14 protein-coding genes and 6 tRNA genes are annotated in these 14,263 nt (G+C 73.0%); 11 read left to right on the top strand and 9 right to left on the bottom strand.

Annotated features, from left to right (window positions below):
• Nucleotides 1-79: 79 nt before the first annotated feature.
• A complete protein-coding gene (locus tag JS756_RS15560) occupies nt 80-1,525 on the bottom strand; it encodes a serine/threonine-protein kinase (protein ID WP_205383776.1) in 1,446 nt (481 codons plus the stop codon).
• Nucleotides 1,526-2,180: 655 nt separating this feature from the next.
• Here JS756_RS15560 and JS756_RS15565 point away from each other — a divergent pair.
• The 3 genes from JS756_RS15565 to JS756_RS15575 all read left to right on the top strand — a co-directional run bounded on the left by JS756_RS15565 (nt 2,181) and on the right by JS756_RS15575 (nt 4,083).
• The gene (locus JS756_RS15565) at nt 2,181-2,378 is read left to right on the top strand and encodes a hypothetical protein (protein WP_205383703.1); all 198 of its coding nucleotides are present in this window, start codon (nt 2,181-2,183) and stop codon (nt 2,376-2,378) included.
• A gap of 389 nt (nt 2,379-2,767) precedes the next feature.
• Nucleotides 2,768-3,703 (top strand): phosphotransferase family protein, encoded by a 936-nt coding sequence (locus JS756_RS15570; RefSeq protein WP_205383704.1) that lies wholly within the window; start codon nt 2,768-2,770, stop codon nt 3,701-3,703.
• Nucleotides 3,704-3,798: 95 nt separating this feature from the next.
• Entirely contained in the window at nt 3,799-4,083 is a 285-nt protein-coding gene (locus JS756_RS15575) for a TFIIB-type zinc ribbon-containing protein (RefSeq protein WP_205383705.1), read from the top strand.
• Nucleotides 4,084-4,133: 50 nt separating this feature from the next.
• On the opposite strand, the gene JS756_RS15580 is transcribed toward JS756_RS15575, so the two are convergent.
• The 5 genes from JS756_RS15580 to JS756_RS15600 form a co-directional block, all read right to left on the bottom strand.
• Nucleotides 4,134-4,205 (bottom strand) — tRNA-Val (locus tag JS756_RS15580).
• A gap of 27 nt (nt 4,206-4,232) precedes the next feature.
• Nucleotides 4,233-4,304 (bottom strand) — tRNA-Val (locus tag JS756_RS15585).
• 19 nt (nt 4,305-4,323) lie between these two features.
• Nucleotides 4,324-4,395 (bottom strand) — tRNA-Val (locus JS756_RS15590).
• A gap of 1 nt (nt 4,396) precedes the next feature.
• Nucleotides 4,397-4,470 (bottom strand) — tRNA-Cys (locus JS756_RS15595).
• A 38-nt stretch (nt 4,471-4,508) separates the two neighbouring features.
• Nucleotides 4,509-4,581 (bottom strand) — tRNA-Gly (locus JS756_RS15600).
• Between the two features lie 176 nt (nt 4,582-4,757).
• Between JS756_RS15600 and JS756_RS15605 the strand changes: the two genes are divergently transcribed.
• Genes JS756_RS15605 through JS756_RS15615 form a run of 3 tightly spaced genes read left to right on the top strand, consistent with a single transcriptional unit; the run spans nt 4,758 to nt 7,508 of the window.
• Nucleotides 4,758-5,813, top strand: a complete 1,056-nt coding sequence (locus JS756_RS15605) for a chorismate-binding protein (RefSeq protein ID WP_205383706.1) — start codon at nt 4,758-4,760, stop codon at nt 5,811-5,813.
• Nucleotides 5,810-6,631 carry an aminotransferase class IV gene (locus JS756_RS15610; RefSeq protein WP_205383707.1) on the top strand — a complete coding sequence of 274 codons (822 nt, stop codon included), beginning with the start codon at nt 5,810-5,812 and terminating at the stop codon, nt 6,629-6,631. Before JS756_RS15605 ends, JS756_RS15610 begins: the two co-directional genes overlap by 4 nt.
• A 52-nt stretch (nt 6,632-6,683) precedes the next feature.
• A complete protein-coding gene (locus JS756_RS15615) occupies nt 6,684-7,508 on the top strand; it encodes a GNAT family N-acetyltransferase (RefSeq protein ID WP_205383708.1) in 825 nt (274 codons plus the stop codon).
• Nucleotides 7,509-7,528: 20 nt separating this feature from the next.
• Here the strand turns inward: JS756_RS15615 and JS756_RS15620 are convergent, their stop codons facing one another.
• The gene (locus JS756_RS15620) at nt 7,529-8,068 is read right to left on the bottom strand and encodes a DsbA family protein (protein WP_205383709.1); all 540 of its coding nucleotides are present in this window, start codon (nt 8,066-8,068) and stop codon (nt 7,529-7,531) included.
• Between the two features lie 256 nt (nt 8,069-8,324).
• On the opposite strand from JS756_RS15620, the gene JS756_RS15625 reads away from it, so the two are divergent.
• Nucleotides 8,325-8,774 (top strand): hypothetical protein, encoded by a 450-nt coding sequence (locus tag JS756_RS15625; protein WP_205383710.1) that lies wholly within the window; start codon nt 8,325-8,327, stop codon nt 8,772-8,774.
• A gap of 187 nt (nt 8,775-8,961) precedes the next feature.
• Complete coding sequence (locus JS756_RS15630) at nt 8,962-9,114, top strand: hypothetical protein (protein WP_205383711.1); 153 nt, start codon at nt 8,962-8,964, stop codon at nt 9,112-9,114.
• Nucleotides 9,115-9,215: 101 nt separating this feature from the next.
• Here JS756_RS15630 and JS756_RS15635 read toward each other — a convergent pair whose 3' ends face one another.
• Nucleotides 9,216-9,776, bottom strand: a complete 561-nt coding sequence (locus JS756_RS15635) for a CGNR zinc finger domain-containing protein (protein ID WP_205383712.1) — start codon at nt 9,774-9,776, stop codon at nt 9,216-9,218.
• 299 nt (nt 9,777-10,075) lie between these two features.
• Complete coding sequence (locus JS756_RS15640; RefSeq protein ID WP_205383713.1) at nt 10,076-10,489, bottom strand: SsgA family sporulation/cell division regulator; 414 nt, start codon at nt 10,487-10,489, stop codon at nt 10,076-10,078.
• 191 nt (nt 10,490-10,680) lie between these two features.
• Here JS756_RS15640 and JS756_RS15645 point away from each other — a divergent pair, with 191 nt between their 5' ends.
• The 3 genes from JS756_RS15645 to JS756_RS15655 all read left to right on the top strand — a co-directional run bounded on the left by JS756_RS15645 (nt 10,681) and on the right by JS756_RS15655 (nt 14,209).
• Nucleotides 10,681-11,148 (top strand): TIGR02611 family protein, encoded by a 468-nt coding sequence (locus JS756_RS15645; protein ID WP_205383714.1) that lies wholly within the window; start codon nt 10,681-10,683, stop codon nt 11,146-11,148.
• A 143-nt stretch (nt 11,149-11,291) separates the two neighbouring features.
• Nucleotides 11,292-11,363 (top strand) — tRNA-Val (locus JS756_RS15650).
• 1,235 nt (nt 11,364-12,598) lie between these two features.
• Entirely contained in the window at nt 12,599-14,209 is a 1,611-nt protein-coding gene (locus JS756_RS15655; protein WP_205383715.1) for a M48 family metalloprotease, read from the top strand.
• The last annotated feature ends 54 nt before the right edge of the window (nt 14,210-14,263 follow it).

The following is a 14,263-nucleotide window of genomic DNA, read 5'->3' on the forward strand; positions in this document are numbered from 1 at the left end:
GGACGCACCCCGAGGGGTCCCGCGGTGAGGTTCGGGGGTGTGTCTCAAGGGGTTCCGCGGTCAGGTCCGAGGACAAGCCTCAGAGGTTGCTTCCGGCCCCGGGCCTCGGCCCCGGCCCGGCCTCCTGTCGACGGCCGCCGTCGATCGGGGGCGTGCGGTCGGGGCCGACCTGCTCCTGCCGCCCCGAACCGGGGGCGACGCCGTCGCCCCCGCCCAGACCGCGCGCGGGTCCCTGGCAACCCTGCACCACGGCGATGCCGAGCGCGACCAGCAGGGTCACCACGACGAACACGAAAAGCCGCTGGCGCAGCAGCCGCGGATTGGCGGGCCGCAGACCGGTCCCCGTGCCGCGTGGCGCCGGGCGTCCGGCGCCGCTGCGCGGCGCGGGTCGGCTCCCCGAACGCCGTCCGCCGCGGGACGGGACGGGTGCGGACGGTGCACCGGGCCGGGACGTCGGGCCGCCGCCCCGCATCGCTCCGGACCCGCCGCGAGTGCCGCCACCGCCGGTGCCGCCACCGCCGCGTGACGGAACCCCGCCGGCCCGTGAACCGGTGGTGCCCCGGGGCGGGGTTCCGGCGCCGCCCGGCTGGGTACGGCGCAGGGTGCGTTCGGGGTAACTGCCGTCGGCCAGTCGCCCGGTGGTCCGCTCCGCCTCCGCCGTCCGCGGCGACGGCGGGCGCACGTCCGCCGCGCCGTGATGGGCCTCGCGGGTCGCGATCTCCTTCAGCCGCAAGGACAGTTCGAGGGTGCTGGGGCGTTCGTCGGGGTCCTTCGCCAGGCACGTCCGGACCAGTGGGGCGAGCGCGTCCGGTACGCCGTGCAAATGGGGCTCCTCGTGCACCACGCGATACAGCATTACCTCGGAACTGCCGTGCCCGAAGGGCGAGTCGGCCGTGGAGGCGTACGCGAGCGTGGCACCGAGGGAGAAGACGTCCGTGGCCGGGGTGACGGCGGCTCCGCGTACCTGCTCGGGAGCGAGGAAGCCGGGGGAGCCCACGGCGGTTCCCACGTGGGTGAGCGTGGAGGCGCCGGTCGCCCAGGCGATGCCGAAGTCGATGATCCGCGGCCCCTTCGGGGACAGCAGGATGTTGGACGGCTTCAGGTCCCGGTGCACGACGCCGGCCTCGTGCACCGCCACGAGCCCCTCGGACAGCGCCGCCCCGATGGCGGCGACGTCGGCGGCCCCCAAGGGGCCCTCCGCGGCGACCTTGTCGTGCAGGGACGGGCCGGGCACGTACTGCGTGGCGAACCAGGGCCGTTCGGCGTCCAGATCGGCGGCGACGAGGCGCGCCGTGCAGCCGCCGCGGATCCGCCGCGCGGCGGACACCTCCCGCGCGAACCGCGACCGGAACTCCTGGTCCTCCGCGAGGTCGGGCCGGATCACCTTCAGGGCGACCCGCTGCCCCTTCTTGTCGGAGCCCAGGTAGACGACACCCATGCCGCCCGCGCCGAGCCGCCGGTGAAGCCTGAACGAGCCGACGACGCGCGGGTCCTCGCGCCTCAGGCGCATCATCGCCATGTTCATCCCCGCTGCCCGGTCCGTGTGACGTGCCACAGCTTACGAGTCCCCGGCCGCTCGCGCGCAGAGGCCGCGCCCTCTCGTCCGGATCGGTTCCCGTTGCGGGGCAGGAGACTTGAAGAGGGGTCAGCAGCTCTGCGAACTGGTGTACCCGGCTCCGCCCCGCCTCCCAACCACCGTTCTTCGTGCCGGGGTTGGACCGCTGCGCGGCGACCGCGCGGCGTGTGGCCCGGCTGCCGGGAACGCGACGCGGACCCGGGAGGCGAGGCCCGGCGGGACGGTGCCGGCGGCGACGTCGCGGGGGCACCGGACCGGGGTGCGCGTGAGCGAGATCACTCGAAGCGATGAGCCGTTCGTGCCGTCCCCGGCACGCTCCGCGCGCCGGACCCGGGGGAGCGGTGCGCAGGGTCCGGCGGTCGGGGGACGGATCGCGCGCCCCGTCCGGGATGACCCCGAGGCCCGGCCCTCCGTCTCCACCCAGGGGAGTACTCCGCCGGTGTCGGCTCATCCTCCGGGAGGCCCGGCAATCGGTACGAGGGCATGACGCCCGGCCCCCGCCGCGGACCTAGATTTGAGGTCGAGCGGCGGGTGGAGAGCTCGTCCCCCGAGGTCCGACGCCCGCCGCTCCCGACGACAACCGACAACGGTCAGGAGAGGGACCATGGCCCACACGGCACCGCGGAGCACGTTCCGCCGGCCGGGACGCGCGGCGTTCCGTCCCCGTCGTACGGGCCGTCGCCACCCCTTGGTGGCGACCGCGATGGTCCTCCCCCTGGCGGCCCTGCTCGCATACGCCTTCGGCGGTTGGGAGGCAGTGGTCACACAGGCGTCGTCCGTGGGTGTGGTGCTGGGGCGCTGAGCGGTGACCCCAGGCCCGGAAGAGCGGTCCGGGCGGGGACATCCACCCATGAAACCCCGTGGGGACGGGGGTGCGGCGGACGGCACAGATGCCGGCGCAGCTGGGGAGCTGCGCCGGCATTGCTCTGTGCCCACCTGTGCCGTGCCGCGTGCCCGCGGTGCCTGCCCCCCCCGCGGCGCGCAGGGGGTGCGCCTCGGCGTCCGCGTGGCTGCGGCCCGCCGTCCCTCGTTCGAGCCTCCGGCCTCACCCCGCCCCGGCCACGCCGTACGCCCTGGCCCCGGCGCCCTTGATCCGCACCGGCCCCGCTCGCCGTGTCCCCGCCGCACCGCCGTCCGCCCCGCACCCCGTACCCTCGCCCCGACGCCACCGCCGCGCCCCGCAGAGGACACATGCCCCCAGAGCTCCTTCCCGCCCTTGCCGCACGGGCCGGCAGCGCGGCCCACTCGGACGGTGCGTCGTGCATCGCCTGCGGACCGGCCGTCACCCTCGCCGACCGCCCGGACGCCACGGTCGTCCGGCACTCCGGCGTCGTCGCCAAGGCGCACGCCCCCGGCACCGACCGCGCCGAACTCGCCGCCCGCCTGGCCACGGCCGCCCGCCTGCCGGATGTCCTGCTGCCCCCCTTCGCCACGGACCCCGCCGACGTCCACGGCCGCCTCGTGACCTGTTGGCCCTACGGCACCCCCGTGGACCCCGACGACCCGGACGCGGCCCCCTGGGAAGCCGCCGCCGCCCTGCTCGCCCGGCTGCACCGCACGTCCCCCGCGCCCGGCCTGCCCCTCATGCGCGGCCCGGCCAAGGCGGCCCGGGCGGTCGCCCGCCTCCGGGCCGCCGTCGGCCGGACCGGCGCGCACCGCGCCGCGACCCGCACCGTCCTCGACGCCTGGTCCGCCCTTCCGGCCTGGGCCCGGGCCGAGACGCCCGCCCCCGGGCCCGCGTCCGTGTGCCACGGCGATCTCCACCTCGGCCAGCTGGTCCGCCACCCTGCTCCGGACGGCCCCTGGTTGCTGATCGACGTCGACGACCTCGGTCTCGGCGCCCCTGCCTGGGACCTGGCCCGTCCGGCGGCCTGGTACGCCTGTGGCCTGCTGCCGTCCGACGAGTGGAGCCGCTTCCTGTCGGCCTACCGCGCCGCAGGCGGACCGGCTGTCCCCGAGGACGGCGATCCCTGGCCCGCCCTCGACGTCCCGGCGCGCGCCCTCACCGTGCAGGGCGCGGCCCAGGCACTCGCCAAGGCCGCCGCGGCGGGCCGCCTGCCGGACGAGGCGGAGCAGGACCTGGTGGACGCCTGCGCCCGCATGGCATCGGCCCCCCTCGGCAGTTGACCCCGAACTTCCCCGACGTAGGGTGCAACCGACCGGGGCCGGACGGAAGTCTGTCCCGGCGACAGCGAAGCCGCAGCGAGGAGTTGAGCCCAACCATGCAGTGTCCGAAGTGCCACGCGCCGATGCACACCTTCACCCGCACCGGGGTGCAGATCGAGCAGTGCAGCAACTGCCGCGGGATCTTCCTGGACTACGGCGAACTGGAGGCACTGACCCGCCTGGAGTCGCAGTACGCGCAGCCGGCCCCGCCCCCGCCCGCCGCGCCGCAGGCGTACCCGCCCGCCCCCGCGTGGGGCGCTCCGCACCACGGGGGCCACCACGGCGGTCACTACGGGCACCGCCGTCACAAGGGCTTCGGTCACATGTTGTTCTCCAGCTGACCGCACACGACGAAGCCCCGGCCGTTCGAGACGGCCGGGGCTTCGGGCGGTGGACGATACTGGGATTGAACCAGTGACCTCTTCCGTGTCAGGGAAGCGCTCTCCCGCTGAGCTAATCGTCCTCACTGTGACGGCACGGTCACAGAGCGTGCGCGATACTGGGATTGAACCAGTGACCTCTTCCGTGTCAGGGAAGCGCTCTCCCGCTGAGCTAATCGCGCGGGGGATCCGAAGATCCAGTGGACGATACTGGGATTGAACCAGTGACCTCTTCCGTGTCAGGGAAGCGCTCTCCCGCTGAGCTAATCGTCCTTGGAGGTGGAGACGGGATTTGAACCCGTGTAGACGGCTTTGCAGGCCGTTGCCTCGCCTCTCGGCCACTCCACCAGGAGCGTAGGGGATCGGGAAGACCCCTACTTCCTTCGAGCGGACGACGAGGCTCGAACTCGCGACCTCAACCTTGGCAAGGTTGCGCTCTACCAACTGAGCTACGTCCGCCTGTCGTTTCGGTCCGCTTCCGCGTCCCGGCGACGTGATGAACTCTAGCGGATTCCTGGGCCAGCACAAAAACGCGTTTGTGCAGCGTGCTGCGGTGCGTCCCCTCGGGCACCTGCTCAGGCCCCCGAGGGGACGGCCGGCGGCCTGCCCCCGGGCCCCGCCCTAGACTCGACAGCGTGCTCGACCTGCCTCCTCTCGCCCGCTTCGGCGACCGTCTCGCCACCGGCCTCCTCGACGTCACCAGCGACCCCGCGGCCCTGGACTCCACCGGCTTCTGGGCGGTCGCCGCGGACTTCGAGGGGCGCCTGACCTGCGCCCGCTTCCGGGACGTGCGTCCGGAGCCGGTGCCCGCCCCGGTGCCGGGCCGGTGGCAGGGGCCGGCCGAGGACGGGTGGACCTCCTCCCTGGACCGCGCCGCGTACACCGCGGGCGTGCGCCGCATCCGCGAGCACATCGCGGCCGGCGACGTCTACCAGGCCAACCTCTGCCGGGTGCTGTCCGCGCCCGTCGCACGCGGCGCGGACGTGGACGCCCTGACCGCGCTGCTGGCCCGGGGCAATCCGGCACCCTACGCAGGAACGATCCGGCTGCCCGGGCACGGCGTGGAGATCGCCACCGCGTCCCCCGAGCTGTTCCTCCGCCGCGACGGGCGGATCGTGGAGTCCGGGCCGATCAAGGGCACCGGGCGCACCGAGGCGGACCTGCTGACCAAGGACTACGCCGAGAACGTGATGATCGTGGACCTGGTCCGCAACGACCTCTCGCGTGTCTGCGCCACCGGCAGCGTCACCGTGCCCGACCTGTGCGCCGTGGAGAAGCACCCGGGGCTCGTCCACCTGGTCTCCACGGTCCACGGCGAGCTGCGGGACGGCGCCGGCTGGCCGGATCTGCTGGACGCCGCCTTCCCGCCGGGCTCGGTCACCGGCGCGCCCAAGTCGAGCGCCCTGCGGATCATCGACGCCCTGGAACCGGCACCGCGGGGCCCGTACTGCGGCGGCATCGGATGGGTGGACGCCGACCGGCGGACCGGCCAGCTGGCCGTCGGCATCCGCACCTTCTGGATCGACCGGGCCGCGGGCCTGCTGCGCTTCGGCACCGGGGCGGGCATCACCTGGGGCTCGGACCCCGAGGGGGAGTGGCAGGAGACCGAGCTGAAGGCCGCGCGGCTGCTCGCGGTAGCGTCGGGGGCATACGAGGTGAGTGTCGTGAGTGGAGAGGGACCGGACACGTGAAGATCTGGCTCGACGGCGGCCTGCAGGACATCGAGTCCGCCCGCGTCTCCGTCCTCGACCACGGGCTGACCGTGGGCGACGGCATCTTCGAGACCGTCAAGGCGGTGGACGGCGTCCCGTTCGCGCTGACGCGGCATCTCGACCGGCTGACCCGTTCCGCGCGCGGCCTCGGTCTGCCCGCCCCCGACCTCGACGAGGTCCGCCGCGCCTGCACCGCCGTCCTGCGGGCCGACCCGATGCCGCTCGGCCGGCTGCGCATCACCTACACCGGCGGCCACGGACCCCTCGGTTCCGACCGCGGGGAGCACGGACCCACCCTCGTCGTCGCCGTCGGCGAGACGACCCGCCGCCCCGACTCCACCGCCGTGATCACGGTGCCCTGGACCCGCAACGAGCGCGGCGCGCTCACCGGCCTGAAGACGACGTCGTACGCCGAGAACGTCGTCGCCCTGGCCCGTGCCCACGAACACGGCGCCTCCGAGGCGCTCTTCGCCAACACGGTCGGACAGCTCTGCGAGGGCACCGGCTCCAACGTCTTCGTCGTCCTCGACGGCGAGATCCACACCCCGCCGCTCGCCTCCGGCTGCCTCGCGGGTATCACCCGCAGGCTGGTCGTGGAGTGGACCGGTGCCCGGGAGACCGACCTCCCGATGGACGTCCTGGACCGGGCCGAGGAGGTCTTCCTGACCTCGACCCTGCGCGACGTGCAGGCCGTCCACCGCGTCGACGGCCGCGAACGGCCGGGTGCTCCCGGCCCGGTGACCGCCAAGGCCATGCGGATCTTCGACGAGCGCTCCGGGGCCGACCTGGACCCGTGAGTCCGGCGCAACCGGATGACGGGGACCCGGCCGGACGGGTAGAACACCGGTGATGACCACGACCCTGCGGCCGGCAGAGCCGCTTCAGCGCGCCGCCGACGGAACGCGTTCACGGCACTACCAGGTGTGCGTGAACAGCCGTCCGGTCGGCGCGATACACCTCGGCACGTCCGCTGCCTTCGGCGATGCCACGGCCCGCATCGTCGACCTGAGGATCGACGAGCCGGACCGCCGCCGGGGCCGGGGCACCGTCGCCGCGCTCGCCGCGGAGGAGGTGGCGCGGGGCTGGGGCTGCCGGGAGATCGAGACGAGCGTCCCGGCCGGGGCCACGGCGGCGCTGCGACTGTTCGAGACGCTCGGGTACGCGCCGCGCAACCGCGGGATGGAGAAGCGGCTCGGCGGCACCGCGACCGAGCTGCCCGCCGGAAGCCGGGCGCGCCCGATGACGCCGACCGAGTTCGAGCCCTGGCACACCCGCTCCCGCGAGGAGTACGCCCGCATGTGGGTCGAGCGCGGCGTGCCCGAGGACACGGCGTACGCCAGGGCGCGCCGGGACCACGAGACACTGCTGCCGCAGGGCCGGACCACCGAGGGCATGCTCTTCAGCGTCCTGGAGCACGAGGGCACCCGGGTGGGCACCCTCTGGCTGGCCCTGCGCGACGACGACGCGTACGTCTTCGACGTCGAGGCCGACGCGGCGCACCGGGGGAGGGGGCACGGCCGGACGCTCATGCTGCTCGCGGAACGCCAGGCGATCGCCGCCGGCCTGCGCGTCCTCGGCCTCAACGTGCACGCAGGGAACACCCCGGCCGAGCGGCTCTACGCGTCGTTGGGCTACGAGACGACCCGGTGCACCCTGTACAAACCGCTGCTGTGACCGGCAGCGCGGGCGCCTGATCAGGCTTGTTGCCCGGCCAGCAGCCGGTCCGCGATCTCCGTGATCCGCTCGCGCAGCCCCTCCTGGCTCGTGCCGCCGTCGAGCCGTTGCCCGTCGATGACGTACGTCGGGGTGCCGGTGACGCCGATCGCCTTGCCCTCCGCCTGGTCGGCGTCGACGATCAGGATGTGCCGGCCGTCGATCAGGGCGGTGTCGAACTCCTCGGCGTCCATGCCGAGTTCGCCGGCCACCTCCACCAGGAAGGACTCCCCCCGCTTGTCCAGTTCCTCGACCCGGCCGAGCACCGCCTCCGTGTACGCCCAGCCCTGACCCTGCTCCGCCGCCTCCTCCGCGGCTTGGGCCGCGGCGAAGGAGTGCTTGTGCTTCTCCAGCGGGAAGTGCCGCAGCCGCAGCTCCATCCGGTCGCCGTAGCGGGCCCGCAGCGCACGCAGGTCGTCGAGGGCGGCACGGCAGTCCGGGCACTGCAGTGCGCACCAGACGTCGAGGACGACGGGCCCGGACGGCGCGGCGGAGGAGGAGAGGGGGGAGGACTCGTTCATGCGCCCAGTCTTCCAGCCGTGGCGGACAGCACCCAATTCCGGTCGGCCGCGGCCCCGGCCCCGGCCGTCCCGCCCGCGGCGCGGGGGCGGCTCCCGCCCCGCCGAGCGCCGACTCCCGGGCCCTCGGGCGGCACTGGTCGAGGAGGCGACCCGGAGATGTCCCTGATGTCCGCCCGGAACATGGCCCGAAGGGCCGGGAACGGTGCAGGATGGAGGGGGAAGCGCCCCGCTCGACCGAGCCCGCCTGGAGGACCGGATGATTGCCGAGACCGTCTGTTCCGCCGTGTCCGCGGCCGGCCTGGGCATCGCGGCGGTCACCGCGTACCGCAAGCGGTTCCTCGCCGCCGCCCGCATCGCCGCCTACTCCCTGATCCCGATCGGCCTGGTGATGACCGGCGTCGTCGAGTGGGCCGCCGACACCGCCTTCAGCACGACCGCCTGGGCCGGCGTCGTCGTCCTCGGTGGGTCCTGGGCCCTGTTCGCCACCACCCGGGCCGTCGAGCGCCGCCGCGGCGGCACCCCCGCCGAGCGCAAGGAGGCCCGCAAGGCGCAGCGCGACGCCGTGGCCCCGGCCGCGTCCGCGCCCTCCCTCGGCCCCGGCGATCGTGCGTCCGACCGCCCCGCGGTCACAGGACGCAAGGACTCCAAGGGCTCCCCGGACGACTTCTCCGACATCGAGGCCATTCTCAAGAAGCACGGCATCTGAGGGGCGGTGCCGCGGCCGGACGACACAGAAGGATCGCGCCGTACCGAAAGGGGTCAGGGTCGGTGCGGGGCCTGATCGCGCCGTGATCGCGTCATGAATCGGACATCACGGAATCCGGCGAACTCCCGCTCTTTCCGGGCGTGTTGATCGCGGACGGTGGCGGGATTGCGCCATCATCGCCCGCGAGATGCTGGACACGACACAGAGCGACGCCGCGCCACCTCAGGACGAGCCGCGCGGATGCCTCTTCGCCCTTTCCCAGCCACCGCTGATGATCTTCCTTGCGGTGATCGGGTGTCTGCTGCTCATGGGTGCGCTGCACGACCTGCTGCTTCTGTGAGCCGTACCCGCGGTCCCCGGCGCCACCCGCCGGGTACCGCGATCCACCTGCCGGCGGGCCTTCGTGGACCCCGTACTCTTCCGCACCGCGGCCCGGACACCTCAGCCCGCGGCCTCCTTGCGACGCGCTCGGTAGGCCGCCACGTGCAGCCGGTTGCCGCAGGTGCGGCTGTCGCAGTACCGGCGCGAGCGGTTGCGCGAGAGATCCACGAAGGCCCGCCGGCAGTCGGGGGCCTCACAGCGGCGGAGCCGCTCCTGCTCACCGGCCACGACGAAGAACGCCAGCGCCATCCCGCAGTCGGCCGCCAGATGGTCGGCGACCGAGGCACCGGGCGCGAAGTAGTGCACGTGCCAGTCGTAGCCGTCGTGGTCCGTCAGCCGCGGCGTGGTGCCCGCGGCGGCGATCAGCTCGTTGATGAGGCCGGCCGCGGTTCGTGCGTCCGGCGCCGCGAAGATGCCCGCGAACCGTCCGCGGACCCTGCGGACGGCCGACAGGTCGAACTCCGACAGCGAACCGACGTCGCTGACCTGGTGGTTCTGTACGAAATCCGTGAGGGCGGCGACGTCCGGCAGCCCGTCGGCCGCCGACTCGTCCTCCGGTGCGGTGTTCACCAGATCCACCACGGCTTCCAGCGCACACCGGGTGTCGTGGGTGATCAGCACGATTCGCTCCCTGGCCTGGGGGGTCGGGCGGGCGCCCGCCGATGCTGGCCGATGGTAGTGGCTCGCGGCCGAGGAGCACCGGGCGAGTCCCCGCCCAGATGCCCGTAGAACGCCGCGGACGCCGCAGGCGTTCCCGCGGCGGGCCTCCGGCAGCCTTCTGCCCGCCGGTCGCGGAGACGGGACGGCGCCGCCCCGCGGAGATCCCGCGGGGCGGCGCCGGCGCTCACCGTATGTGATGGTCCAAGCCCGTGCCGTCTCCCCGAGTGGACGGCGCCGGGCGGCTCGGTGGGTCTCGGTCCCTAGCTCTCCGCCAGGATGTGGGAGAGCTCCTGGTCGAGATCGAAGTGGCGGTGCTCCGTACCGGGCGGCACCGCCGCGTCGGTCCGCTTCAGGAAGGCTTCCAGAGCCCGCGCCGGGGCCTCGAGCAGTGCCTCGCCCTCCGGAGAGCTCAGGGCGATGCAGACGACGCCCTGGCCGTGGCTGCGCGACGGCCAGACACGGACGTCGCCCGTGCCGGTGGGACGGTGAAGCCCCTCGGCGAGGAGGTCGCGGGCGAACACCCACTCGACGGTCTCCTCGGCTCCGGTGTGGAAGGTGGCGTGCACGGCGTAGGGGTCGGCCGTGTCGTACCGCAGGCCTGCGGGGACAGGCAGGGAGGACTCGCTCGACACAACGAGGCGCAGGTGCAGCTCGCAGCTGACCGTGGTGTTCATAAGCGCCAGGGCCTTTCGCTCAGTGTGCGCTCGGGGATTCGCACGTCGGCGAAATCGACATGCCACCTACGGTGCCGTTGTAAACCCCTCTGAGGGTTTTGCCTGTCTTTACGTAACTCTTCCGGCCGAGAACCCGTTCGCCCACTACGGCCATTCCGGTGACTTGATTCTCTCCGGTAGGGTTTCGGCGTATGAATACGGGGAGTGACGAGCCGGGCGAGATGGCCGTGGCGACAGACGGGGCGAAGGTGGGCGAGGACGAGACCGGCAGGACGGCCGGCGAGCAGGGGCTCGGTTCGCGGGCGCCCGAGTTCGTCAAGGCGCGGCGGGCGCTGCACGTCAGCTGGCAGGTCGGGGTCTTCGTCGTCGGCCTGGCGGTCGTCGTGGCCGGCATCATCATGCTGCCGCTGCCCGGCCCCGGCTGGGTCGTGATCTTCGGCGGCATGGCGATCTGGGCGACGGAGTTCGTCTGGGCCCAGCTGGTGCTCCGCTGGACCAAACGCAAGGTCACCGAGGCCGCCCAGCGCGCCCTGGACCCCGAGGTGCGACGCCGCAACATCATCCTCACGGTGACCGGCCTGGTGATCGTGGCCGCCGTCGTCGGTGTCTACCTGTGGAAGTTCGGTCTCGTGATGCCCTGGAAGATCGAGGATCAGTGACCGGCGAGCCGGCCGACCGGCGCCCGGCCCGGCCGTGACCTCGGACGACGGCCGCGGGGCGGGCGGCGCCCGCACCTGCGCCCCCACCCGCCGGAGATGGTCACGGCCACCCCCTGACATGGGGTAATGTTCTTCCTGCGCCCGGGCGATTAGCTCAGTGGGAGAGCGCTTCGTTCACACCGAAGAGGTCACTGGTTCGAACCCAGTATCGCCCACCCGGAGACACCGGCCCACCTGCCGACTGGCAGGTGGGCCGGTGTCGTCGTACACGTACAGTGCCGCCGCGCCGCGGTCCCGCGGTACTCCTGCTCCCCCTCCCCGGTCGGACGGCCCCGCCCGCCTCCGTCGCCCCCCAGCGCCCCTGACCGGCCCCCATCCGGTGCGCGCCGCCGGGATCCTCGGTCCGTGTGCCGCCTCGCCCGCCCCGGCCCCGTGTGCGGCCCCCGCGGCGCCCGACAGGAAGATCCCCCGCATCGTCGACGCACGGCCGGCCCCGGCGGCTGCACCGGCGGGCGCTTGCCCGCAAGCGGATCGCGGACGGCGGAGATGCTGCACGGATGCCCGGCCGCAGGTGGGGGCGCAGGTGGGGGTGCACGAGCGGCCGGACGGACGCGTGATCTTCCACGCGGCCGAGGCCCCACTGGTCGCACCGGCTCCGCCTCGGCGCCGGGCCGGGAGGCGATGCCGGTGTTTGTCGTCGGGCGAGTCGGTGACGATCCATTACTCGAGTGGGTGTCAGGGGCGGCAGAAGGGGATCAACCGGTTCATCCGGATCGTCGAGAACCAGTTCCGGAAGATCGGCGTGAAGGGCGACTTCCAGGACTCCTTGCATTCCAGGAGAAGTTCCGGATGCGGCTCCGGGCGGAAATTCGCCGGACATATTCCGGAACACCGTCCCCTTTCCCTGCGAGTGGTGGGTGAGAAGTCCTACTCGTCGTCAACTCCCCTACCGGCCTCAGGAATCCAGGCACCCCACCTTCATGGGGCCGCCACGCCGTCGACCGGCGGGGCGGCCGACACGGCCGCTGGACGGTGCGGACGCCTCGACGTTCGGGGCCCGCTCTGTGTCGATGGCCCCGGCGCCGGGATGTCGTCGCGGCCGCCGATGCCAGGGCCGGCGGTGCCGCCTTCCGGATCCGAGCCCGCAACACGGACTCCACCGTCGCCGTCCACCAGGCGTATCCTCGGAGGTCGGCTTGCCCACCGCACGCGAGGCGCGGTTTCCGGCGCTGTGGCGGCGGGACCGGATGGCCTGGGTCGTCGAGCCGCGTACAGACCGCATCGGTGGTTCCCGAATCGTCTGAACCGAAGGGCGAGGGTTCCGGGTTGCGATTGCGATTGCAGCCTTGGCCAAGGGGACGGCGGACCGTTCGGGGGGCTACAGGTACTATCCGCGAGCGGTTTTGGCCTGTTCGGGCAAGGTTGAACCATGTGGGTGGGGGATCTTTCGATGACGTTTCGGCTGCGCGCTGTCCGCGCGCTCACGCTGCTGGTCGGCTTCCATCTGATCGGCGTGGTTCTGCTGTCGGCCATGGCGGTGCTCGACTGGCTGCTGATGACACGGCTGTTCACCGTGCGGGGGGCCTGGTTGGAAGGCATGGTCCTGACCGTCACCGTCCTGCTGGCAGCGGCGATTCTGCGGGGCATGCTGGTCTTTCTACGGGCTGGGCGCCTGGGCTCGGTCCCACACGCGCTGGCGGTCATGCCTCAGGACCAGCCCGAACTCTGGGAACAGATACGAGCCGCCGCAGAAGTGACGGGGCAGCGAACGCCGGATGAGCTGTACCTGGTCGCAGAGGTCAACGCAGGCGTTGCAGAACAGAACCGTCTTCTGGGGTTGCTGCCCGGACGACGCCGTATGCTCCTGGGTCTGCCCCTGCTCGCCGGGCTGACCGTCCAGCAACTGCGAGCCGTACTCGCCCACGAGTTCGGGCATTACAGCAACCTCGACACTCGGCTCGGCGGTGTCACCATGCGCGGTCGGGCGGCAGTTCTGCACACGGTGAGGGTCTTCCGGGAAGGCAGCACTCGGTCGCACGATGTGATCGGTGGCCTGTACGTCGCCTACGCCCGGGTGTTTCTGGGCACCTCGCAGTCCGCAGCCCGCCACCAGGAGCTCGCCGCGGACCGGATGGCCGCCCGGCACGCGGGCCGTGACGCCACGGCCTCTGCACTGCGCGTCCTTCCGCTGATTGCCGCCGCATACACCTACTACCTGGAGACGTATGCCGCGATGGGCAGGTCGCTGGGAGCGCTACCGCCTGTGGGTGAGGTGCACGGCGGCTTCCGCCGGTTGCTCGCAGCGCGAGCCGGGGAGCGGCTCACTGTCCTCTCTGCCGGGCAGCGTCCGCCGCGGCCACACCGGTACGACTCGCACCCGCCGATCGCCGAACGGATCTCCCTGATCGAGACGCTGCCACCCGATGGCCGGGCCGATGGACCGGTCGATGACCCGGTCGCGTTGACCTTGCTGCACGACCCGGGCCGGGTGTTCGCTGCGTCGGAGGCCCTTGCCTTGCCGCCGGAGGCGGCGCGAACGCGGCGCATGAGCTGGGACGACCTCGTCATGGCCCGCGCGGTTGCTGACGCCGAGGGCTGGTCCCGGCCGCTGCGGCTCGCCGTGGCCAGGGCGCTTCGCTCATCGGCGCAAAGGGCAGGCAGTACGGTGACCGTGCCCCGAGATGCCACGTCCGAGGAGGTGGCCGGGCTCCAATTGCCGGGCTTGGAGGACATACTCGACGCGTTCGACCGCGGCCTGCTGTGGATGGCGGTCGCCGACCGCATGCCCAAGCCGGATCAGGCGGCGCGACTGATCGGACCGTCCGCCCGCAACTTCATTCGGCCGAGGATCTTCGAAGGGCTCGCGGGCATGGTCCACCTGCGCCTCGCCGAGTCCGGACACGCGAAGCCGGACCCCGCCTGGTCGGGACAGCCTGGACTTGTTCTCCCCGAGTCGTGGGAGAAGGGCATGGACGATGCCATCGACGCGGCCGTCGCCGACACTCCCGACACCGCGCCGCTGCGCGCCCTGCTCGCCGCCCCCCACTGCGTGTCCGATTAGCCGCCGCTCGCCCGTGGTCGGTCGTGGCGATCTCGACTCCGCCGCCCGGTTGCT

The sequence above is a fragment of the Streptomyces actuosus genome (assembly GCF_016921115.1).
GTDB classification, from domain to species: domain Bacteria; phylum Actinomycetota; class Actinomycetes; order Streptomycetales; family Streptomycetaceae; genus Streptomyces; species Streptomyces actuosus_A.